The organism is Nostoc sp. KVJ20 (genome assembly GCF_001712795.1).
Lineage (GTDB): Bacteria > Cyanobacteriota > Cyanobacteriia > Cyanobacteriales > Nostocaceae > Nostoc.
Genome location: NZ_KV757622.1, coordinates 153,843 through 178,079, shown reverse-complemented (window position 1 = coordinate 178,079; position 24,237 = coordinate 153,843). Strand labels below are relative to the sequence as shown.

Genomic DNA, 24,237 nt, shown 5'->3' with positions numbered 1-24,237 from the left:
CAAGAGTGTTTATTCATTTTGAATTTTGAATTTTTATGTACGATGTTCTCGATTCCCGCTCTGTATTAGAAATTTTGCGACCAGTGGAAGACCCAGAACTCCGCAAAAGTCTGGTAGAACTGAATATGATTCGCAACGTAAAAATTGACGGTGGTAAGGTTAGTTTCACTTTAGTATTAACCACTCCTGCCTGTCCTTTACGTGAATTTATTGTTGAAGACTGTCAGAAAGCTGTCAAAAAACTCCCAGGCGTTACAGATGTCAGTATAGAAGTTACGGCAGAAACACCGCAGCAAAAAAGTTTGCCCGACCGCACTGGCATTTCCGGGGTGAAAAATATCATTGCTGTTTCCAGCGGCAAAGGTGGCGTTGGTAAAAGTACTGTGGCGGTGAATGTCGCAGTGGCTCTAGCTCAAACTGGGGCGAAAGTCGGTTTGCTAGATGCTGATATTTACGGCCCCAATGACCCCACCATGCTGGGTCTGGCTGATGCCCAAATTGTTGTGCGTTCCACTGAAACCGGTGAGATCCTGGAACCTGCTTTTAATCACGGCGTCAAATTAGTTTCGATGGGCTTTTTGATTGACCGAGATCAACCAGTAATTTGGCGGGGGCCTATGCTCAATGGTGTAATTCGCCAGTTTCTCTATCAAGTGCAATGGGGAGAACTGGATTATTTGATTGTAGATATGCCACCAGGAACCGGAGATGCTCAGTTAACTTTAACCCAAGCAGTACCGATGGCAGGGGCAGTAATTGTCACCACACCGCAAAACGTAGCTCTGTTAGATTCTCGCAAGGGATTGCGGATGTTCCAGCAAATGAATGTTCCGGTATTGGGGATCGTGGAAAATATGAGCTATTTTATCCCCCCCGATCAACCAGATAAGCAATATGACATCTTTGGTTCCGGTGGTGGCTCCAAAACAGCTGCGGAATTGGGAGTGCCACTGTTGGGTTGCGTACCGCTAGAGATATCTACACGAGTAGGTGGTGACAGCGGCGTGCCAATAGTCGTTGGTGATCCAGATTCAGCTTCAGCAAAAGCATTAACAGCGATCGCTCTTACCATTGCTGGTAAAGTATCAGTTGCTGCCCTGACATAATTATAAATTTTAATTTCTATCTACTTCCTGGGCTATTGCTTGGGAATACTAGGGATTGGGTATTAGGGAATAGGGAAGTAGGGGGGAATAACTATTAATTATTGCCCAATTCCCAATTCCCAATGTCCAATCCCCAACAATTAAAGCTAAAGTCTAAACTGGCACAATGTTGTTAAAACGATCGCTCCCCAAAATTCGCTGGAAGTCTTGGGTTAAGCCCTGGCAGCATCTAGATTGGCTACTTTTTTGTTTGCCAGTTGCTGTCAGTATCTTTGGCGGCCTGATGATCCTCAGTACGGAACTTAAGCAGCCAGTAACTGACTGGTGGTGGCATTGGATGGTAGCGGGTATCGGCGTGCTTATAGCCCTGTTTTTATCTCGTATCCGTTACGAACTCTTGATGCAGTGGCACTGGGTAACTTATGCAATAACTAACTTCAGCTTAATCATCGTGATGATTGCTGGTAGTAGCGCCAAAGGGGCACAGCGGTGGATTCCTATTGCTGGTTTCAATGTCCAACCCTCAGAATTTGCCAAAGTCGGCATGATCATCACCTTAGCGGCTTTGCTACACAGGCGCACTGCTTCTACCCTTGAAGGTGTTTTCCGCGTTCTGGCAATCACCGCTGTACCTTGGGGATTGATATTCTTACAGCCAGATTTAGCAACATCAATGGTTTTTTGTGCGATCGTCTTAGGAATGCTTTACTGGGCAAATGCTAATCCAGGCTGGTTAATTCTGATGATTTCTCCTGTGGTTGCCGCTATTTTATTTAGTACGTCTTGGCCATTAGCAGAACCGATAGTTTTATTTAAAGAACTATCTTTTGGCCCATTAGGGATAGTTTGGTCAATTGCAATGGCTATTGTCGGCTGGCAAACTCTTCCCTGGCGTCGATTTGCTGCCGGTGCTATCGGTGCATGGACTCTAAATATACTGGGTGGCGAATTAGGAGTCTTTGCCTGGAAGCATATTTTGAAAGAGTATCAAAAAGATCGGCTAACTGTATTCATGAATCCCGATCACGATCCACTCGGTGCTGGATATCATTTAATCCAATCTCGCATTGCTATTGGTGCCGGTGAAATTTGGGGATGGGGTCTGTTCAAAGGGCCAATGACGCAACTGAATTTCGTACCGGAACAGCATACAGACTTTATTTTCTCCGCAGTGGGGGAAGAATTCGGTTTTGTTGGTTGTTTGGTAGTGCTGTTTGTCTTCTGCTTAATTTGTTTCCGTCTACTGCACGTTGCCCAAACGGCCAAAGATAACTTTGGTTCCTTGTTGGCTATTGGCGTTTTGTCCATGATTGTGTTTCAGCTGATTGTGAATATTGGCATGACTGTTGGTTTAGCACCTGTGGCAGGAATTCCCCTACCTTGGATGAGTTATGGGCGTTCTGCGATGCTGACCAACTTTATATCCTTGGGAATAGTAGAATCGGTAGCAAATTTTCGACAGAGGCAGAAGTATTATTGATTCGTCATTAGTCATTTGTCCTACCCTGCGGGAAGCCGCTGGCGCGTCTATGTCTTTTGCTAATGGCCGAATGGCACTAAAAAAAGCCTAAAGCCTTGTGTAATCTTGTTCCCAGCCTCAATACTGGGAATGTATTCCGGTTCAAGCCACTAAAGGCGGCAGCCCTCCCATAATGCTTTCCCTGTAAGTCAGGGCAAGGGCTGTATCTTAACTTAGTGCTATTCGCTAATGACCAATGACAAATGACAAATGACAAATGACCAATGACCAATGACAAATGACTATTAACAAGTATTAAGCTATTAAAAGGAAACAAACGAGGCTAAAAACATGATTCTGCCTGGAGCAACTGTTCGCGTCAACAATCCCGCAGATACCTATTATCGCTACGAAGGACTCGTACAACGACTAACTGATGGCAAAGTAGCCGTATTATTTGAAGGTGGTAACTGGGATAAATTAGTTACCTTCCGCCTGAGCGAATTGGAACTCGTAGAGACCACAGCCGGACGTAAAAAAGCCAAATAAAATTAGTCATTAGTCATTTGTCCGTTGTCATTTGTCATTTGACAAAAACTAATGACTAATGACCAATGACTAATGACTAAATTACTATGCGCCTCCCCCTACCACAGTTTGCCACTGGCGATCGCCATCCCAACCACATTGCGGAGGTGATTGAAACTACTAGTACTGAATTCTTAGCTCAGTGTTTGGAACCAGAAGACTTGAGCTTTCCCTCCATGCCACCCTTTGGTAGTTGGGTCTGCTCTGTAGATGAAGAATCTGGTAATCAAATTTATGCTGTAGTGTATTATGCCACAACTATGCCCATAGATTCCGTACATCGGGCGAGAGCATTGGGGCTGTCCTTGCAAGACTTACGGGAGGAACAACCCCAAATATTTGCCATGCTGAGAACGGAATTTCGGGCTGCGATCGTGGGCTTTGAACTATCTTCGCAAAATCAAAGTTATAACCAAAGAGTATATCAGTATCTACCACCCCGTCCCCCACAAATCCATCAGGCTGTTTATCGGTGTGAACCAGAAGCTATCATTAAATTTACTGAAGAACTAGATTTTTTACGGACACTCCTTTGTATCAATGGTGCGCCAATAGAGTCTTTGACCGCAGCTGCCATTCGAGATGTATACCAGTTACGCAAAGCTGACCGAGAATGGCTAATTAAAGCTGGACGCAACTTGAGTGTGCTACTTAAAGACGACTACGATCGCTTGCGGTTCATTTTGAGTCAAATCCACCCGTAGGTAGTTAGTTCTGAGACAATTGCCTGGTTAGTGTAAGTTAAGGTTTTTGATTTTTCGTCAGGTGGCTTCTTTGTTTATATCAATCAGGCGATCGCCCCCAAGGTAATCGCAGTTTTACCATAGCCCCTTCAATTCCTACATGATGGAACCCATATCACAAGTTCTTGTTCTGGAACCAACTTCCCAAGTTCTTGGCAAGGAACCAATTGTTCCCTTTGCTATTTTGCTGGTGGTCATCTTAGTTATACCCATAATGTTTGAGCGACTAAGATTACCAGGATTAGTGGGTTTGGTTTTCTCAGGGCTAGTACTTGGGCCTTCAGGTTGGAATTTATTCCAGTCTGACTCACCGATGATTAACCTACTATCAGATATTGGGTTAATTTATTTACTGTTTGTCGCAGGGCTAGAAGTTGATCTAGAACAGTTTCGCCGCCAGAAAAGTCGCGCTTTTGGATTTGCTAGCTTGACTTTCAGTGTACCCCTGGTAATGGGAACCCTAGTAGGTCTAATTTTAGGCTATGGCTGGAATACTTCAATCTTAATTGGCTCTTTATTTGCTTCCTATACCCTTTTGGCATATCCCATAATCAGTCGTTTGGGAGTGGTAAACAACGAAGCTGTTACTGTCACCACTGGAGCTAAGATTTTTACAGATATTGGTGCAGTGCTAATATTAGCCGTTTGTGTAGCTATGGCTGATGATGAAGCATTCAGCTTTGCAGAACTACTTACTTTGTCTGGTCGGTTAACTATTTACTCTGTTGCCGTTGTTACAGGCTTTGATTGGGCAGGTAAAGAATTTTTCAAGCGGTCTGGAGACGACGAAGGAAACAAATTTTTGTTTGTGTTGCTTTCTGTGTTTCTAGCGGCTGTAGGTGCCCAAGTGATTGGGGTAGAAAAAATTGTTGGTGCTTTTTTAGCTGGTTTGGCGGTGAATGAAGCTGTGGGTGAAGGGCCAGTCAAAGAAAAGGTGGTATTCATTGGCAGTGTGCTGTTCATTCCCATTTTCTTTGTTGACCTTGGTTTACTGATTAATCTACCCGTTTTTGTAAATAACTTAGACACGCTGAAGTTAACACTTTTGATGATCGTTGGTTTGATTGTCAGTAAATTGATTGCAGCTTTATTAACGAAACTGGTTTACCGTTATAACTGGCAAGAAATGCTAACGATGTGGTCGCTATCACTTCCCCAGGTTGCTACAACATTAGCAGCAACGTTAGTGGGATATCGGGCTGGGTTGCTGCCACTAGAAGTATTACACAGCATTATTGTCTTAATGGTTGTCACATCAACCTTGGGCCCTTTGATTACCAGTCGAATAGCTGTTGGCTTGAATTCCTCAGCAGCGGAAGATCCACCACCACCTCTACCTGACCAGAAAGCACCAGAGATAGATAGTGCTTTTACTATAGTTGTGCCTGTATATAATCCTCATACACAGCAGTATTTGATTGAAATGGCGGCATTATTAGCACGTCAGTCTCAGGGCAAAATTATACCATTGGCGATCGCTAATGCTGCTGCTCACATGGATGCACCGCAGTTAGAAGCCTCTCTACAACGGAGTGAGCGGTTATTAACCAAAGCCACTGCACAAAGTCGAGTATTGGGCGTACCGACGGAACCAGTGCTGCGGATTGATGATGCCTTTGCTCAGGGCATTAGCAGAGCCGCTCGTGAACAAAAAGCTAATTTAATTGTTATGGGTTGGGGTAAACGCACTGGGTTACGAGCGCGTTTATTTGGGAATGTAATTGATGGTGTGCTTTGGGCTTCCCATTGTCCAGTAGCGGTGACACGTCTAGTAGAATCACCGAAAAAAATTCAGCGCATCTTAGTACCAATAGAGAACTTAACAGCACCCACATTACAGCCTGTACAATTTGCCCAAATGCTGGCAGAAGCAAATCAGAGCCACATTACTGTGCTGAATGTGTGCGATCGCCGTACTAGTTCTAGTAAAATTGCTTGGAGGCGATCGCATCTCTCACTGCTAGTATCTAAATTGGCTTTGACCAATGCCCCAGAAATTCAAATCATCGCTCATGAAAATGTTGCCCAAGCAATTTTGCAGGCAGCACGACTATATGATTTAGTCGTTTTACCTTTTATACGTAATCGTACCAGTCCTGGAGGGTTAACCATTAGCGATGTCACTACCCAGTTAGCCAGCCAACTCACTTGCTCTATTGTCATGCTTGGAGAACCGCAACGCACTCAAACTAATGTAATTACCTCTAATGCGGTTACTAACATTACATCTGCTGTATAATATCAGCCATAGCTAAGTCCATCTAACTAGACTTGAGCTGTGATACCATTGACGAAAATCTTTGCAACAAATGGATTGGCTGTAGGAATGTACAAATGTACGTCCCTACAAACGCGTACATTTGTAGCAGAAGTTTTGTGGAATGGTGTCAGTCTTTGCAATCAAGTGTAGGGCGGAATATTAGCAAACACGATACAGGTTAACTATAGTAATGGTAAGACCTTGAAATTAAACGAGTTTCAAATTACTTCCTGGTACTTTGCATCCCACTCACAATAGTTGTAACCGTGAAAAATACTGAGTTCTTAGTGGCTCGGCTTAGAGATAATAAAGATTCCACCCACAAAGAGCGGGGCTAATACCCACGTACATAATTCCTGAGTATTTATTGGTTCATTTGTTACTCAGCATTCAGCACTGATCATGGTAAAAACACTTTATTTTGTTGAAGATTTGATGAACTTTAGGTGGAAGATTGATAATCTTTAGACTAAGTTTGTTATTTTGCTAATTAAATTCTGAAGCAAAAAGGTAAAAATATAACAAAACTGCAACCGTAAAAAAATAGGTAAGTTCAACAACACTTTTTGATGAAGCCTTGTTCTTTTTTTTGTTCTGTATTTTTGTACCCAAGCTGGGTAATCTAAAAGTAAGTGCAATAGCTACTGAAAATATTTGTAAGTAACTGGGAAACTATGAGAATTTTGGTGACGGGCGGTGCTGGGTTTATTGGTTCCCATCTCATCGACCGACTAATGACTGCTGGGCATGAATTAATATGCTTGGATAATTTTTACACTGGCCACAAACGCAACATTCTGAAATGGTTAGGTCATCCGTACTTTGAACTCATTCGCCACGATATTACCGAACCAATTCGGTTAGAAGTAGATCAAATTTATCATTTAGCTTGTCCAGCTTCACCAGTACATTACCAGTACAACCCAGTTAAAACCGTCAAAACTAACGTGATGGGAACACTGAATATGTTGGGGCTGGCTAAACGTGTAAAAGCTAGGTTTTTCTTAGCTTCAACTAGTGAAGTATATGGTGATCCAGAAGTTCATCCCCAAACTGAAGAGTATCGAGGTAGCGTCAATCCCATTGGGATACGTTCATGCTACGACGAAGGTAAAAGAATTGCTGAAACTCTAGCATTTGATTACTACAGGCAAAATAAAGTTGATATTCGAGTTGTTCGGATATTCAACACTTACGGGCCGAGAATGTTAGAAAACGATGGTCGAGTGGTGAGCAACTTTATAGTTCAAGCCTTGCGGGGTAATCCTTTAACCGTCTATGGTGATGGTTCGCAAACTCGTAGTTTCTGCTATGTTTCGGATTTAGTAGAAGGATTCATCCGCCTAATGAATAGCGACTACATTGGCCCGGTCAACCTGGGTAATCCTGGTGAATACACGATTTTACAATTGGCACAAACGGTGCAAAATATGATCAACCCGGAGGCCCAGATTAAATTCGAGGCACTACCTTCGGATGATCCCCGACGTCGCCAACCTGATATCACAAAGGCAAAAACTTGGTTAAATTGGGAACCTACCATTCCTCTGCAAGAGGGGTTAAAACTGACAATAGAAGATTTTCGCGATCGCATTCAAAGCGATATCAATAATTCAACCACCTGAGTGGCATCTAGCGTCGCTCTAAAATTTTCATGCAGGCTCACCCATCGGTAGCTAGTATGCTTGATGGCTGAGTTTCATTAGTAGCTAAGTGTCATATTCAGAATTCTTTTTGAAGACTAACCCTAAGAAAAGTGAGGAGTTAAAAAATGCGTGTTTGCGTGATTGGTACTGGTTACGTTGGTTTAGTTACAGGTGCTTGCTTGGCCCATATTGGGCATGATGTAATTTGCGTAGACAACAACGAAGAAAAAGTTAAGTTAATGAAGTCTGGGCAGTCCCCAATTTTTGAGCCGGGACTCTCAGAAATTATGCAGTCTGCCATTCAAGCAGAGAAAATTCATTTTACTAGTGATCTTGCTGCTGGAGTTTCCCACGGAGAAATTCTGTTTATTGCTGTGGGAACACCACCTTTACCCACTGGTGAAAGTGATACTCGTTATGTTGAAGCTGTAGCTCGTGGGATTGGCGAAAATCTCAACGGTGGTTATAAGGTCATAGTTAATAAATCTACCGTACCCATTGGCTCAGGCGACTGGGTGCGGATGCTTGTTCTAGATGGTGTTGCTGAACGGCAGAAAACATTGGTACCCGCAGGTGGGGTGTCGAGTGATGATAAATTACCTGAGTTTGTAGCCGAGTTTGATGTGGTGAGCAATCCAGAGTTTTTGCGCGAAGGTTCGGCAGTTCACGATACCTTCAACCCCGATCGCATTGTACTAGGAGGCAATAGCCAAAGAGCAGTAGCTTTAATGCAACAACTGTATGCCCCAATTGTGGAACGGAAGTACGCTGACGATCAATCTTTACCCCCAGTACCAATTCTGGCAACAGACCTGAGTTCGGCGGAGATGATCAAATACGCCGCTAATGCCTTCTTAGCCACTAAGATTAGTTTTATTAACGAAGTTGCTAATATTTGCGATCGCGTCGGTGCTGATGTCACCCAAGTAGCCAAGGGTATCGGTCTAGACTCCCGCATTGGTAACAAGTTTTTACAAGCTGGTATTGGTTGGGGTGGTTCTTGTTTCCCCAAAGATGTCTCCGCTCTAATTCACACTGCTGATGATTATGGCTATGAAGCCCAGCTAATGAAAGCTGCTGTCAGTGTCAACGAGCGCCAACGGTTGATTGCTTTGGAAAAACTCCAACAAGTTCTGAAAATTCTCAAAGGCAAAACAGTCGGACTACTCGGACTGACCTTTAAGCCAGATACCGACGACTTGCGCGACGCCCCAGCACTCATCCTAATTGAGCAGCTAAACCGACTGGGAGCCAAGGTCAAAGCCTACGACCCGATTATTTCCCAAACAGGTATGCGTCATGGGCTTTCTGGGGTGTTAGTAGAAACCGATGCCGAAAGACTTGCTGACGGCTGCGATGCTTTGGTACTTGTCACCGAATGGCAGCAGTTCAGCACTCTCGATTATGTGAAGATGGCAAAATTGATGGCTCACCCAGTTATCATCGATGGTCGTAACTTCCTCGACCCCGAAGCAATGATCCGGGCTGGATTCCAATATGTAGGCGTGGGAAGATAGAGAGCTAGGAGTTAGGAGTTAGGAGTGATAAATAAAAAAAATTAATTACTAACTTCTAACTCCTTTCAAAACCTAAATATTTAAACTACCGCTTAGAATCATCTAGGCGGTATTTAATTTGTTTAAAGCTTCACTTTAATTTGGCTTTTTGCGTTTAATCTTGTATCAAGAGCTACTTGGAATACGTTCAATTTCAGCATACCCACTGAAAATAAGTTTTTGACCTTCAGTTTCTAATCGGTTGAGCCGCATTTTCACTCCATCGAGGTCAAAACGATCAAGATCAACCATATTATCTAAAATTTCTACCAGCGCTACGCTCAAGGTTTGCGAGATTTCTCGTTGTGCTTCTGGCACTTGGTCAAGTTGGATTTTTGGATCTTTGAAAGAAACTCGCCGCCGCCTTTCAATGCCTACAGTTAAAATCATGCTCAGGGGTACGAGTTGGCCATTATTTAAATCTGCTTTTGCTACAAGCTGTAAGCGATTCTCTGGCAATAGCTGTACCTGGACATCCGTAAAAGAGACTGGTTCACCGCCAGATAATGCCGTTAGGGATGGTACGGAGAGGTTAAGCAGGCGCTTTTTCACTAGTTCCGCATTAAAGGCTTGGTTGATGCCTGCTTCTGATAATATGACTTGAGCGATCGCTTGAGTGGGTTGCTTAAGACTAAGTTTGCCACTTAAAACCGAGCCGAAGTCAATAGCCACCGCATCGGTTTCAAAAGACATCTCCTCTACCGCGAAATCTTTCCGAATCACCAAGCCACGACCGCTCATTTTGAAGCTATCAATGCTGCCTTGCAACAGTTTGCTGGAGGGGTAGCAGCGCACAAAGACTTCTACTGACTCGCTTTGGGTAAACAGGTGGCGAATCGTTTGGCTGGCGACCGTATTGAGCATCCGCTCTCCCCAATCAGTGCCTTTAGGATCTTGTAAACCAGTAAGTCCGCCGAACATTTGGTTCTTAGTCTCTAGAAGTTCTTTGTACTTTTGTAACAAACTGTGAAGAATACAGCAAGCGATCCCGTGATTAATTGTGCTGATGGGTAGGAGTTGGATGGCTGATGGTTGATGATGCAGTGTATTAAATATTACTATGTATTAAAATAATAAATTAAGAAAGAATAACCTCAATTAGTCTTCTGTGGCTAGTGCCCATCAAATATGCCAGTATTAGCTCAGTATCGCCACCAAAATCCGAAGCAAGTCGTCTATGTCAGCAGGAACACGATATAAATTCAGGTCTTGAATTATTTGTTTACTTTCTCGATTCAGTAGACCAAATTGCCAAATATCCCCTGTAGAAACAGCCCCTTGTAAATTTGCCTCTTGAGAATCAGTCCACGCATCAATAGCAATCAGTTCTACAGCAAGCTGGGTAAAGCCCCTTGCCAAATCAGCATTTTTAGCTTCCACAACCAAGAGCTTATGGTCTGTATGAAGATAATAGTCAAGGGAACCTTTTAATTGTTCTGTAACTATAAGAGGATATTCAATTCTAAGTTGGGCACGGGTGTAATGAACAATATCCAATAAAATTGGGGCAATTAGTAACTCTCTGCGGGCTGCCTCACTAGTCAAACTAATATATGGCAAGCTCTCCTCAATCCTAGATTTGAGATTTGCGAGTCTATCTAATTCAATGGTGGACTTTTGGTGATTGAGAGAGGAACGTTTTAAAGAATAGCCAAATTCAGCCAGGATGTCTTCTGGCTCGAATGACATCTCAAAATAGTTTCTGAAAGTGTATGAGTGATTTGGTTGAAGGATGGGAGTTTTGCTCATACTTGATAATTCGTAATTCGTAATTGAGCTTTTTAAAATAACATCAGATTTTCAATAGGTTCGATTGTCATACAACTTGTATGACAAACATAATAGGCCTCCTACCTCGTCAACAACTTTCGCCGTAAATTATCCAACGCTGCATTAGCACTGACATGACGAATTAGAGGGCGTCCTCGCACTGTGCCAAACTGATACTCAAAACTTGCCACTTCATCCTCTGGCCCAGCTAAACCAACGTAAACTAAACCCACTGGCTTAGTATCCGTCCCTCCAGTTGGGCCAGCAATACCAGTAATACTTAGTCCCCAAGTGGTTGAAAGTCTGGTTTTTACCCCAATTGCCATTTGCTCTGCAACGATCGCACTTACCGCCCCAAATTTATCTAAATCTTCCTGGTTAACCCCCAGTAGCCTAACTTTTACCGAATTGTCATAAGAAATTACTCCACCCCAAAAGTAATCAGAACTCCCAGAAATCTCAGTTAACATTTGTCCTAAACCGCCACCAGTGCAAGATTCTGCGACTGAAAGCGTTTCTTTTGATACCCGCAACAACTGACCGACCACGGAAGCAAGAGTATCGTTATTAACGCCGTAAAAATCCAGTCCGGCGATTTCTTTAAGTTGTTTCTCAATGGGCGCAATTAGTTCTTCTGCTGCTGCTTCTGAAGTTGCTTTAGCAGAGACTCGCAATCTTACTTCCCCCTTACCTGCATAAGGGGCTACTGTGGGATTTGGCAACTTCAAATAGGAAGCAACCTTTTCCGCCAAAGCAGATTCACCAATACCCCAAAACTTTAAACTCCGGCTGTAAATAATTTCTTTACCCCAACCTTGACTTTTGAGAAATGGTACGGCTGTTTCTTCCCACATCGGATGCATTTCACTGGGAACACCGGGAAAGGTAAAAATTGTGATTTCAGGACGAGGTTGCCAAATGATGCCGGGTGCTGTTCCAGTGGGGTTGGGGAGAATTTCTGCACCTTGGGGAATCAAAGCTTGTTTGCGGTTACTTGGTGACATAACCCGACCACGTTGGGCGAATTTTTGGGTTATGTCTTCGATGATGTCAGAGCGTTCTAGCAACGGGACTTTAAAAAAATCGGCGATGGTTTCGCAGGTAAGATCATCTGGTGTTGGGCCAAGTCCACCAGTAAAAATGAGAATTTGCGCTCTGGAAATAGCAATTTCTATAACTTCTTTCAACCGTTCTGGGTTATCCCCAACCACTGTTTGATAGTAATGGGGAATACCTAGCTGCGCTAATTGTTGCGCTAAAAATTGAGCATTGCCGTTGAGGATATCTCCTAGCAGCAGTTCAGTACCAACACAAATAATTTCTGCGCTCATTGGATTGGGAATAGGGAATGGGGAATAGGGAATAGGGAGTGGGGGCAGGGATTAAGAATTTTAGATTTTAGATTTTAGATTTTGGATTTTGGATTTTGGATTAAATTTCAATCTAAAATCGTCAATCCAAAATCTAAAATTGAATTGCCCCATGCCCAATTATGCTAGTGCTGGTACAGGAATTTCCAGGTGAGGATATAAGGGGAAGCGATCGCACAATGCTGCTACCCTTTGCCGACAATCTTGGGTTACTACGTCGGAATCTGGAGAAAGTAGGCGATCGCTAATAATATTTGCAATCTCGGTAAATTCTCCTACTCCTAAGCCCCGCGTGGTCATGGCTGGAGAACCTAACCTCAGACCACTGGTAACAAATGGCGATTGTGGATCAAAGGGAATAGTATTTTTGTTAGCAGTAATATTCACGCTACTAACTAGCTGATCCGCCTGCTTACCAGTTAGATTTACAGAGCGTAAATCTACTAATATCAAATGGTTATCAGTGCCATTAGATACCAACTTTAAGCCCCGATTTTGTAGTTGTTCGGCCAAAGCACGAGCATTTTCAATCACTTGGGCAGAATAGGTTTTAAACTCAGGCTTGAGGGCTTCTCCAAAAGCTACAGCCTTACCAGCAATGACGTGTTCCAATGGCCCGCCTTGGCTACCAGGAAAAACAGATTTATCTAGCTTTTTACCTAGTTCTGCGTCACCAGTCAAAATTAAACCACCTCTAGGGCCGCGTAGAGTCTTATGTGTAGTTGTTGTTACTACATGACAATGAGGAATGGGATCGGGATGAAGACCACTAGCAACTAAGCCAGCAATGTGAGCAATATCGGCGAGTAAGTAAGCGCCGATTTCATCAGCAATACTACGGAACTTTTCAAAATCAATTACACGAGGATAAGCCGAATAACCACAAATCAGCAGCTTAGGACGCTCCCTTAGCGCCAGCTCTCGAATTTGGTCATAGTCAAGTTGTTCTGTTTGTTGACTGACACCATAGTGGCTAACTTGGAACCACTTACCTGAGAAATTTACAGGGGAACCGTGAGTAAGATGTCCCCCATGAGACAAATCCATTCCCATAATTTTGTCTCCTGGTTGCAGCAGCGACAGAAACACTGCAAAATTGGCTTGTGCGCCAGAATGGGGTTGCACATTCGCATGAGCAGCACCAAATATCTGTTTAGCACGGTCGATCGCTACTTGCTCGATTTTGTCGATAAACTCACAACCGCCATAGTAGCGTTTACCAGGTAAACCCTCGGCATATTTATTTGTCAGTACCGAACCTTGAGCCGCCAGTACAGCGGCGGAGGTAAAGTTTTCACTAGCAATCAACTCCAAGTGATCTCGCTGACGCTGTAGTTCGTCGTTGATTAACCCCGCGATCGCTGGATCACTGGAGGAAAGAAAGTCTGAATTAGTCCTAGTCACTTCAATTATCCTTATGGAAATTTGTACAACGGCTGATTTGGGTTGGATACAGCACCTAAATAACAGTCAAGAGCAATAGTTTTTGACTGCTGTACAGAGGCGATTAATCGTCTCCGTACTCTGAGGTTTATTTGTGCCAACTTATTTATTATTAGACCCAAGCTCGATTAATGCATTAATAATCATAACCTTGGTTTTTGAAATCCTCACCTTGCTGTGTGTTGTGAGGTCGTTAGACAGTATTCTTTATCGAAAAAGAGAGAAAGGCGTTTAGTTCCCTTTCGGGGATGAAAACGAACTTCAGACAATATTGCCTTACTTAATCATTCGTAAACAACAAGAACCCCGACTTCTTAAAGAAGTCGGGGTTCTGTGGGTTGCAATTCTCACAAATCAAAAAATCAAATAGGATTCATATAGCGATTTTGATAGTAAGCCAAAATCTGGTTAACTCGTTGCCGACTTTCTGAACCAGAGTTTGCTGTCCACGAGAGGCTCAAACCAGCAATTTGACTTTGATTGTAATCAAACTGCTCGGATGACTGGGGAATTAAATCCACTTCCACCCCTTCGACTTGATGTAAATGCGCTGCTATTTCTCTATAAACAGCTAAAGGCAAATCAGCGAATTCAATTTTTTCCTTACTCTCCATCTTTATGAAGCTCCCACATTAAAAGAATTTTGGGGAGGCGTTGTCACTGAAATAGGATTGCCGGTAGCAGATGCAGCTGACGGCGTTGAGGTGACAGCCCCTTCCCCTACCATTTTGGCAACTTCAATACCAAATTGTTCCAAAATCACGATGGGGTTGTAGCCCTGATTCATTTCAATACGTTTAATCAGTACGCCATTTGCCAATCGCTGTCCCGCTTGTACATAGCGACTTGTCGGCTCATCGGGTACTTTGATAATTGCCTGTGGTTCCTTACTAATTAGAACTACACCACTCACAACCACTGCCCTTGCTAATTCAGGTTGTGCTGGTGGTGGCAATACAGAGGCTAAAGTTGGGTTGGGGACAACTTGAGGTAAAACCTTGGGTAAGACTGAAGTCAAGGTAGGATTGACTTTTTTTGCTACAGAAGAAACGTTATTTTTCTTTGGATTTAAAGCTATGCTGCCTGTTGGAAGTTTTCGTGTTGGAAGTTTTCGTACTGCTAGTGATGCAGTAGGTAGCTTAGGCACCACAGGGACAGGCCTTCCAGATATTTGAGGCATTCCGGGAACCATCTGCCCGAAAAGTTGTGTAAAGGGGTCACTTCGATCTTTTGATACCACAAGTTCTCGTGCCCGTTGTGTAGCATTAGTGGATTGAATCAAGTTAGCAGATGTAAGACTAACTTGTGAAACCTGTTTGGCAGGTATCACTGGATTCTTAAAGGATTGAGCCGCTGGTGGCGACTTTGTGGCTATTTTGGGAATTGGTACAGGATTGACTGCTTGTTGTGTATCTTCAGAAGCACATCCAGCGATCGCCAAAGTTAAAATAGCTGCAATTGTAATTTTTGAAGTTCTGCCCATGAGCTGTTCTCAAAAGCCATTGGAAAATTGAAAAATGGAAATTAACATGCCTGAAATGTGTATTAAAGGCAAAGTATGTTCCCTTTATAACCTAATTTTTTACATTTCAAGGGTTATTTTTAGCACTGCCTACCCAGCATAAATGCGGGTTGGTGTTTGCAGTTAGTCCTCAGCCACACCCATAAGCTCTTTCATCAAATCCAGGCCTTTCTTGACTCTACGAGAAACCGTAACTACACTTATGCCCAGATGTTCTGCAACTTGTTTTTGGGTCAAATCTTGCAAAAACACACATTCCAACACATCGCGGGTGCGTTTTTCTAGCTGAACCAATGCTTGTTGTAAGCGAAGTTGGTCTTCTTGTGCCAGTTGAAAGCTGCGATAGTTAGGATCTGGAACCAATTCTCCTAAGCAGGTAGAGCCTTCTTCTCCATCTTGGATTGGCACATCAAGACTTAAGGGAGCGCGATTGACCCATGCTAATTTAATTTCTTGCCATTCGTTTGGAGAAATTTCTAGTGCTGCTGCTAATTCTGAGTCGGTTGGTTGACGATTATGTTTTTCACGCCAAGAACGTGATACTCCTATTGCTTGCTGTTGAAGTGCTAGCCATCTCCTAGGAATTCGCACGGTGACGCCTTTATCTCGGAGATAGTGTTGAATTTCACCCCGAATATAAGGAAGAGCGTAGGAACTGAAGGCATGTCCCTTGGAAAGTTCAAATCTTTCAATAGCTCTGATTAAACCCAAGCATCCAACCTGGAGCAAATCATCGTAGGTTTCATGACATTGATTTGTCCAGTAGTGAGCTTCTTTTCTCACAAGTCCAAAATTGAGTTTTACCAGTTGATTACGGATATTTTCTGACGGAGATTGCTGATATTCTCGCAACAACTGCCAAATTTCGTGTTTTAGTTCAGTGGTGACTGTGGTAGGCATAGCACCGGGTTTATTGAGCAAATAAAGAATCAATTATTCGCTTTTAAATTAAGCTGCGATCGCACGACATCAAAGACAATATCGCGCTATATTTCCGAGCAAATACTATGGTAGATAACAAAGCTTTTCTATCAAAATTCCATAGATTGCTTGACAATAGAGCAAAATTTAAATGGGCGAAATCGGTATTTAGTTGGTTATTTATCTTTGGTATGATCTGTAGGTTTTTTGAGAACTACATAGGAATAAAATATAAAATTAATCACTAAATATCAAACCGAGATTGTACTTAACTTGAATTAATTAATGATGAAGTTAATTTATAGAAACAAAACAACAGTAGTCGGTTTTTTGTTGGAATAGTAAAAGTTATATTTACAGTAAAATTACGTGTCTATTCAACAGAGATTTATCCAATAATTAAAAATTACTAAATAATTTAAAAGAATACTATGTATATTTACGCAAGCCAATAAAAAAAGGGCATCTCGCCCTTTTTTGTACTTAAGTCTATAGTCTTTTAATGAAAGGGAAAAGGTTAAAGGGATGAATCAAGTGATCCACAAAATTTAGGGATCAAAATTTTCCCAATTGCCAAAGCTATTTTGCTCGGTTTTAACTTTTCCCCATCTTTGTAAAAAACCTATCTACCCTCTTGAAAAAAGAGGGTAGATAGGTTAACTTTTGTGATCAAATCTGATACTTACAGAATTGTCATTCTGAGTGCCAGTTATTTGCCTTAGTTCCAAAGATTTAGCCACGAGTAGGTTCAACCCGTCCATAAAATAGACCGCGAATCTTAACTTCTTTAGGTTCGCCAGCACCTAAATCTGTATCAGATGGCTGTTCACTCTCGAAAGTACCAGCAATTTCACCGCTAGAACTGTCTATTTTAGCGATTTGCAGAGAAATCTTGCCATTAAGATTTTCAGCACGCTTGACGTTAGTACGGGTAAGTTCTTCATCATCTGCTTGGGCGGGGAGCGCTACGGCATTATCGTAGCCACTGACAACACCACGACCTTTAGGATCTAGGAAGGCAGCACCACGATAGGAAGGAACTTTGAAGGTGCCTTCAAAGTCCGTAGAGGTGTTAATACTGGTCAAACTGGGTTGGCTTTGAGCAACCAAGTTTTTGATGGTGAAGAGGAAAGGTACTCTCTCACCACCAGGAAGCTGCACAGTGATGGCTTGGAAATCAAGACCATCAGTTTCCGTAAAGGTCAAGCTATTATCTGAGTTGATTTTTAGATCACCTTGCACCTGGTCAATGGTGGAAGTGTATCTGGTCAACAATTTGCCAGCAACAAATTCTGCTTCTTGCCGTTTATTAGCAGGTTCTTCTTTGATGAAGAAGCTAGTTGGCTCCAAGCAAAGTTCTTTGATGGCATAAGACTGGCTAGAATCAATGGGAATGGAACCACGGCTTGTTTCTGCTAGTTGGGGGCATTTGTTAGCCAAGCCAGTGCCACGAATTTGATCGTAAGTAAGTACATCTCTACCACTACTACTAGTAGGTGCATCACTACAAGCAGTTATTAGACCTAGGCACAAAGCCAAGAATGCAACAATTAAAGCGCGATACCTCATGGTCAACCTCAATCTCAAAAATTAATATCTAAGTTGTAAAACTGCATCGAAGCTTTGATCTCTGATGAGAAGCCGCTACTCTGCGAAAAGCTACCTTTGTTCAGAAACGACTTTGCTTTGATTAAGAAAGTTGAAGCAAGTGTCCGGGAGTTTAGGTTGTCAGCTGCTCAAACTTTTCTCTGCTAAACGTAGCTAAACGTGTCGCTCTCTTGAGCTTGGGGTGTAAAACCCATAATAAGTAGCACACTGAATCCATATTTGGATGTGTGTTACTAGGGGAGCAAAAAACCAGCAGTTTTACTGTTGGTGGCATTTGTTAGAGTTGGGCGGGTGGATGAGTAATCTCCACACAGAGGAGCATAAATGTTTGCCTCAAAGAGCGCGAAGAGGGGTGTCTGCTTCGCACTTTGCTCTTGCTGATAGCAAAAGCGGCGTCGCCCAAGTCTTTTTGTATCATGTATGTGACGCCACTACATACAGCCCATTGTTTTATGGGTAAATCAGCCAGATCATACGATTTTTTTTAACTCAAAATCAAAGTACTCAAAATCCAAGAAAGTCTCGTCCTGATCACATCTAGCTGCTGTGGAGGCTATGGTAAAGGTTACTACGCTCTTTTAGGAGCGATCGCAATTACTTTTGATAAAGATACAAATCTAGTTATATTCACCCCTGAATAGGGCAAGTGAGGCGACAGGGGACAGGGAACAAACTAGGGAAAATTAAAAATCTCCGGTAAATTTGAGTTGACCTCATTTATACGGAAAGGGTGGCATGAACGATAACAAAAATATTGCATCAGAGGAGTTTTCCTGTAAAGTACAAGCGATCGCAACTGTGGTGCATGATGCAGTCCAGGGTTGTCAAGGCGATACTGTAGCTCTTTTAGCTTTACTGCGGCAATTAGAACAGTTACACCGAGAGATTCGGGATGGGGTTTTTCAAGAGAGTTTGCCTGTTAATCGTCGCCAACTCTACTCGCTACTAAAAGATATTGAGTCTGAGGGAGGCTGGCCTTACATTGAGCGCATGAGACTACAAGCTTTTTTAGCGAATTTGCCACAAGAGGTTCCCGAAGAAAATAACCATGAAGTTCTGGAGAGCGATCGCTCCTTTGGCTGATGATCTCGAAATAAATTTCTAACTCTGAATTAACAACTCTGAGCGCCTCATCAACCGCTAAACCAAGAGCGGTTGCCCATTGAGGCTTCAACGTAATTCGTAATTAAAAAGGGTTTGTACGGGTTATGCCATCACAAAGAAGGCGATCGCGCTTCTCAAGATTGCGGTTGTGCTTGAGGTAATCACCCACCCAGTTACAACCATGAACAAGCAAATCATCAAGGTTTAAATTCCATAGAATTATCGTGTTGTCACCACTAGCTGATGCTAGTGTTTGACCATCTGGACTAAAACTAACACTTAGCACCGGAGCGCGATGCCCATTGAGACTTTTAATTAATTTGCCATCACGGCTCCAAAGTTTCACTGTACTATCCCAACTGGCAGCGGCAAGCAATTCACCATTAGGACTGAAAGTCACGGCATTAACGCTATCGCTGTACCCTTTTAATAAGGTTTTTAACAACGTCCCATCCCGTCGCCACAGTTTCACGGTGTTATCCCAGCTAGCAGAAGCCAGTAACTCATCAGTAGGACTAAAGCTGACACCCAATACCCAACTGTCATGGGGCGAGAAAGTTTTGAACAAAGTACCATCCCGCTGCCAAAGTTTCACAGTTTGGTCATCACTGGCAGAAGCTAAAATCTGACTATCAGGGCTGAAATTCACGCTATTTACCCAACCCTGATGCCCTACTAAGGTTTTGAGCAACTTCCCCTCACGGTTCCAAAGTTTCACAGTTTTATCTTTGCTAGCTGATGCTAAAAACTGACCATCAGGGCTGAAATTTACGCTCATCACACTATCAGTATGTCCGTGGAGAGTCATGATTAAAGTACCGTCAAGCCGCCAAAGTTTAACGCTTTTGTCAAAACTTCCTGAAGCCAGCATTTCACCTTTGGGATCAAAGCTGACACTAGGAACTTTATTTGTATGCCCCACCAAAGTTTTGTAAAGTCGGGTTTTGATTTCGCCATGACTGGTGTATCGTTGCCAAAGTTTGACAGTGCGATCGCTACTACCAGAAGCTAGCATCTGACCGTTGGGACTCCAAGCAACGCTCAAAACTCGCTTTTGATGCCCTTGAAGGATAGACGGTGTTGGAGCATCTAAACTCCATAGTTTCACGCTTTTATCAAAACTTCCTGAAGCTAGCAATTTTTTATTTGGACTGAAGGCGATGCTGACAACGGCATCACTGTGTCCTTTGAAGGTTTTGAGTAAGATACCAGTGGTACTCCAGAGGTTTATAGTATTATCTTCACCTGCGGAAGCTAACTTTTTACTATCAGAACTAAAGCTCAAACTCCACACTATACTACTATGCTGCCGTAAAGTTTTGTAAGGACGATATTCAAAACCGTCTTTAGTGCTGTTACTTTCCCGTTGCCAAAGTTTCACTGTCTTGTCTCGACCTGCTGACGCCAAAAATTTACCGTCCGGGCTGAAAACAGCTACAACCACACCCTGTTGATGTCCCTGCAAAGTTTTAACAAGGCTACCGTTCCGTCGCCAGATTTTCACTGTTTTGTCGTCGCTGGACGAGGCGATGAATTGACCATCGGGACTGAAGTTTACCCAGTTAACCCACCCTCGATGTCCCCTCAGTATTTTTACTAAGTTACCGTCTTTACGCCAGAGTTTTACAGTTTTATCCTTACTACCAGTAGCTAACAATTCGCCATCAGGACTGAAATTAACACTATAAACCCAATCTCCATTTCCTTTGAGAGTTTTATATGGTTTGGGGTCAAATTCACCTGTAACCGGGTTTTTGTGCCAGATTTGCACTGTTTTGTCGAGGCTGGCGGAGGCTAGGGTTTGACCATCAGGGCTAAAACTTACAGAGGTGACAGCATCAGTATGACCATTGAGGGTTTGGAGTAAAGTACCGTCAGGACGCCAAAGTTTCACCATCTGATCTCGGCTACCTGATGCTAGCAACTGACCATTCGGACTAAAAGTTACTCCCCAGACAATATCAGTGTGTCCTTCTAGGCGGTTAACTTCCGTTACCCCATAAACTGCCTGTTGCAGGGCTGTCACCACCCGCATTCGGGTATCTGGTTGCACTCCATCAGCCTGTTTCAGCGCTCTCCAAGCCCGCAAACTTTCTAATAGGGCATCAAATTCTTTATTAGAAGCAAACAGAGCTTCACTAGCAGCAGTGATCGCACTAATTTGCAAGTTGGTTTCACTGCGTTCAGCTCGTAGAGTTTGGCGGACTGCTGCTCTTTTCTGTAAGTCGGCTTGCCACCATAATCCTGCTATTGTTCCCCCCATGATTGCCAGGATTGCACCTGCTATGCGTGCTTCTCGCAGTCGCCGTTGCAACACCAAGTTGAGTTGCTTTTGACTAAGTTTTTGGGCTACTTCAGCTCTAGTTTTTTCAAGTTTGATTTTTTCTAATTCGGCAACCATGCCATAGTTGTTCTTTTGGCGAATTGGTTCAACTAAATAATCATGAACCAACTGGTAGCGATCGCCTAACTCTTCTCTGATTAGCAACACCAACCCTGAACCTACCAAGATTTCTAAAATCAATTCCCCAACTTTGTCAAAATTTAATATTGTATCGATATCATGATTATTAACTAATGCTGCCGCTAAATCAGTTTTACTTTTTAACGGTCGTGTCCCCTTTTCATCAGTTAACTCAAATAATAATTTCCAACTTAACTCTTCATTCTCTTGACCACAGTCTTTGATAACTTCCCCAAGCCAGCGTTCAACCAATTTTGCCGAGCCACCGCAAAGTTTATATTCTGGAAGTGTGGTAATGTTTTCTATTTGTAGTTGAGCACCGACTATTTGTAATTCAATTGGATGTACTTCGTCTAGTTCTCCTGTTAAATCCTGCACTAATCGGTTAATTAATTCATTACTTAGTTCATAATGTGAACGTTGGGTAAGACTGTGAATTATAGCTTTGGCATCCTGGCTAGAGAATTTTCCTAAATAGTAGCGAATGTCCTTATCGAGAATATTTTTATTAATTACGCCTAAATCATATAATCCAGTAATATTGTTTTGACTCAAGCGTTCAAATTCTAACAGATGATGTAAATAATCTTCTCGTAAGGAAAGAATAATTTTTACATAAGAAATATTTAAACATTCACTAAAAAATTTATAAAATTCTATTCTTTGTGTGGGAGGATTACTCACAAAGAAAAATTCTTCAAATTGGTCTAGTATGAGTATTATTGTATAATTTCGTTCAGATGCTAACCGGATTTTTTCTAGCAGTATAGTTGGTGTAGACTCAAGACTAAGCGATATTCCTGTATATGCCAGTGCTTGATTAATGCTGCTGATCAAAATTGTCATCCAATCAGTATAAACAGACAAAACAATCGGTATAGGAATTCGTTCCCCGATCACTTTTCCCTTCAGTGCTGGGACTAAACCAGCTTTGAGAATTGAACTTTTACCTACACCTGATGGCCCATAAACTACTGTGAGTTTATAGTCAGCGCGGCTAATTCTTTCAATTAAACGATTGACATCTTGTTGGCGTCCAGAAGCAGATATTTCTTGAGCAATTTCTTCAGGAATAAACGGTATTTTATGAGGTTCCAATACTGGGTTAATTCTGGGGCGTTGCGGCTGCAATTGACTTGCGCCAATGAAGGCACGAAAGCCATACTGATGTTCTATTTGAATTTTTTCTTGCTTCAGCTTAAAGGCTTCTGTATAGTCATGACGCTCAAAAAAGTAAAGCGATCGCAGTTCCTCTAAAATCTCTAAGTAAAGTGATGGCTGATGTTGTAGCTCACAAACTACCCTCGCCCATTCCAGGTTATTGATAGCCTCTTCCCACTCACCCAGATGCCGCTGTGTACGTGCTAGCAAGAGAAGATACCAACTTTCTTGTCGGCGTGTTCGCAAAGCGTCTCGCAGATAAACTTCTGTTGCTTCTTCGGCGATAGAAAGTGCTGTATTAGCTAATTCATGAGCTAGTACCCAATTTGACTCAGAAGCCGCTACATTTGCCAAAAACCCATAATTTTGAGCAATTTGTGCCGGAGTTCCATAAGTTTTATGTAGATGTAATGACTTTTGAGCTAATTCTTTTAAGTCATCCCAGGCTTGTAAACGTTGTAGCATTTCACAAGCAGGCAAAATGAATTTAGCAACTAAGTCTTCTCTTTGTACCTCCTCCAATAGCTCCAAGCATTGTTTAAACCACAAGAGAGCATGTTCGCAATAGCTGCTAGTATTTTGGTATAAGTCTGCCATTCGGTGATAGCAAAGCCCCAGATGAAATAGTACTATTGCTTGCTTGAGTAAAGACGAGGTAGGAGTAGGGTGAGGACATGAAAGGGGGAAAGAAGAATTACTCTCCCACTCTGCAACTCTCTTTGTTTCCTGCTGCCATAATGCTAAACTTCTTTGATAATTGGCTAAAGCACCATTAATTTGATCGTTGGCATATTTATCTCGCCCCAAGACAAACTCTAAACTTGCTTCTAATCCTGGTGTTAATTGAACACCATACAGACGCAACAAATCATTACGGGCTGATTCTATTTCGTGGCGGTGTTGAGACTTAGGATCTAAATCGAGGAAAGCATTAGATAAAAAGGTTTCCGCACCAGCTTCTAAAACTTTGGCAAATAAAGATTCTGCTTCTTGGTGAATCAAAGCAATTAAATCTGCTTTGGTCATTTCAAATTTAATCGTGGTTGCAGCCCAGCTTTTGAAATCAGGCGCTAATCTTGAAAGCAATGATGCGACTTCATCTTGGAGCCACAACACCACTGGAAATGGAAAAGTTGAAGCATAGATATCTCGTGCTTGGTTGATGCCTGTAAGTAAGTTTTCCAGGTCGATAATTGACTCAATCCCAAAAACCATCACAGCAGATGGTAAAGAGTCTGTCAGGACGGCAGGATTATCTAAAGATAGTTCTGAGACTATTGTGGTGTGTAAAGAAGTAGTTGATGGATTAAGAACAATTTCTCTGATGTTGATATCTTTGGTGATGGAGCGAATATTCTCTAACATTTGCTCACGTAATCGCCCATAGTTACATCGAACTAAAATCAGGGCAAATTGACCTTCGGAAAGCGCGATCGCTCTAATCAGTCTTTGCAAAGTATGCTGATTTTCTTTGGTGTAGACGCGTAGCTGCTTATCATTAGGCATTGGGCATTGG

General features: G+C 42.5%; 17 protein-coding genes. 8 read left to right on the top strand and 9 right to left on the bottom strand.

Annotated elements, in window-relative coordinates; genetic code table 11:
- Window positions 1-35: 35 nt before the first annotated feature.
- The 7 genes from A4S05_RS16900 to A4S05_RS16870 all read left to right on the top strand — a co-directional run bounded on the left by A4S05_RS16900 (window position 36) and on the right by A4S05_RS16870 (window position 9,319).
- Window positions 36-1,106, top strand: a complete 1,071-nt coding sequence (locus tag A4S05_RS16900; protein ID WP_069070959.1) for an Mrp/NBP35 family ATP-binding protein — start codon at window positions 36-38, stop codon at window positions 1,104-1,106.
- A 166-nt stretch (window positions 1,107-1,272) separates the two neighbouring features.
- Entirely contained in the window at window positions 1,273-2,586 is a 1,314-nt protein-coding gene (rodA, locus tag A4S05_RS16895) for a rod shape-determining protein RodA (protein WP_069070958.1), read from the top strand.
- Window positions 2,587-2,916: 330 nt separating this feature from the next.
- On the top strand, window positions 2,917-3,114 hold the full coding sequence (locus A4S05_RS16890; RefSeq protein WP_069070957.1) for an NAD(P)H dehydrogenase subunit NdhS: 198 nt from the start codon (window positions 2,917-2,919) through the stop codon (window positions 3,112-3,114).
- An 86-nt stretch (window positions 3,115-3,200) separates the two neighbouring features.
- Window positions 3,201-3,857, top strand: coding sequence for an HAS-barrel domain-containing protein (locus tag A4S05_RS16885; RefSeq protein WP_069070956.1), 657 nt, complete (start codon window positions 3,201-3,203; stop codon window positions 3,855-3,857).
- Window positions 3,858-3,999: 142 nt separating this feature from the next.
- On the top strand, window positions 4,000-6,135 hold the full coding sequence (locus A4S05_RS16880) for a cation:proton antiporter domain-containing protein (RefSeq protein ID WP_069070955.1): 2,136 nt from the start codon (window positions 4,000-4,002) through the stop codon (window positions 6,133-6,135).
- A gap of 695 nt (window positions 6,136-6,830) precedes the next feature.
- Complete coding sequence (locus A4S05_RS16875; protein WP_069070954.1) at window positions 6,831-7,781, top strand: UDP-glucuronic acid decarboxylase family protein; 951 nt, start codon at window positions 6,831-6,833, stop codon at window positions 7,779-7,781.
- A gap of 146 nt (window positions 7,782-7,927) precedes the next feature.
- Window positions 7,928-9,319: a UDP-glucose dehydrogenase family protein gene (locus tag A4S05_RS16870; protein ID WP_069070953.1), complete on the top strand. Its 1,392-nt coding sequence runs from the start codon at window positions 7,928-7,930 to the stop codon at window positions 9,317-9,319.
- 165 nt (window positions 9,320-9,484) lie between these two features.
- On the opposite strand, the gene A4S05_RS16865 is transcribed toward A4S05_RS16870, so the two are convergent.
- The 8 genes from A4S05_RS16865 to A4S05_RS16830 form a co-directional block, all read right to left on the bottom strand.
- Window positions 9,485-10,279 carry an LmeA family phospholipid-binding protein gene (locus A4S05_RS16865; RefSeq protein ID WP_069070952.1) on the bottom strand — a complete coding sequence of 265 codons (795 nt, stop codon included), beginning with the start codon at window positions 10,277-10,279 and terminating at the stop codon, window positions 9,485-9,487.
- Between the two features lie 216 nt (window positions 10,280-10,495).
- Complete coding sequence (locus tag A4S05_RS16860; protein ID WP_069070951.1) at window positions 10,496-11,107, bottom strand: hypothetical protein; 612 nt, start codon at window positions 11,105-11,107, stop codon at window positions 10,496-10,498.
- Window positions 11,108-11,208: 101 nt separating this feature from the next.
- Entirely contained in the window at window positions 11,209-12,459 is a 1,251-nt protein-coding gene (locus A4S05_RS16855; RefSeq protein ID WP_069070950.1) for a competence/damage-inducible protein A, read from the bottom strand.
- Between the two features lie 159 nt (window positions 12,460-12,618).
- Window positions 12,619-13,902: a serine hydroxymethyltransferase gene (gene glyA / locus A4S05_RS16850; protein ID WP_069070949.1), complete on the bottom strand. Its 1,284-nt coding sequence runs from the start codon at window positions 13,900-13,902 to the stop codon at window positions 12,619-12,621.
- 401 nt (window positions 13,903-14,303) lie between these two features.
- Window positions 14,304-14,555 carry a hypothetical protein gene (locus A4S05_RS16845; protein ID WP_069070948.1) on the bottom strand — a complete coding sequence of 84 codons (252 nt, stop codon included), beginning with the start codon at window positions 14,553-14,555 and terminating at the stop codon, window positions 14,304-14,306.
- Between the two features lie 2 nt (window positions 14,556-14,557).
- On the bottom strand, window positions 14,558-15,424 hold the full coding sequence (locus tag A4S05_RS16840; protein WP_069070947.1) for a hypothetical protein: 867 nt from the start codon (window positions 15,422-15,424) through the stop codon (window positions 14,558-14,560).
- A 162-nt stretch (window positions 15,425-15,586) separates the two neighbouring features.
- Window positions 15,587-16,363, bottom strand: a complete 777-nt coding sequence (locus A4S05_RS16835; RefSeq protein WP_069070946.1) for an RNA polymerase sigma factor SigF — start codon at window positions 16,361-16,363, stop codon at window positions 15,587-15,589.
- 753 nt (window positions 16,364-17,116) lie between these two features.
- On the bottom strand, window positions 17,117-17,953 hold the full coding sequence (locus tag A4S05_RS16830; RefSeq protein WP_069070945.1) for a photosystem II manganese-stabilizing polypeptide: 837 nt from the start codon (window positions 17,951-17,953) through the stop codon (window positions 17,117-17,119).
- 774 nt (window positions 17,954-18,727) lie between these two features.
- Between A4S05_RS16830 and A4S05_RS16825 the strand changes: the two genes are divergently transcribed.
- Window positions 18,728-19,075 (top strand): hypothetical protein, encoded by a 348-nt coding sequence (locus tag A4S05_RS16825; protein WP_069070944.1) that lies wholly within the window; start codon window positions 18,728-18,730, stop codon window positions 19,073-19,075.
- Between the two features lie 103 nt (window positions 19,076-19,178).
- Here the strand turns inward: A4S05_RS16825 and A4S05_RS16820 are convergent, their stop codons facing one another.
- Window positions 19,179-24,227 (bottom strand): WD40 domain-containing protein, encoded by a 5,049-nt coding sequence (locus A4S05_RS16820; protein WP_069070943.1) that lies wholly within the window; start codon window positions 24,225-24,227, stop codon window positions 19,179-19,181.
- Window positions 24,228-24,237 lie beyond the last annotated feature (10 nt).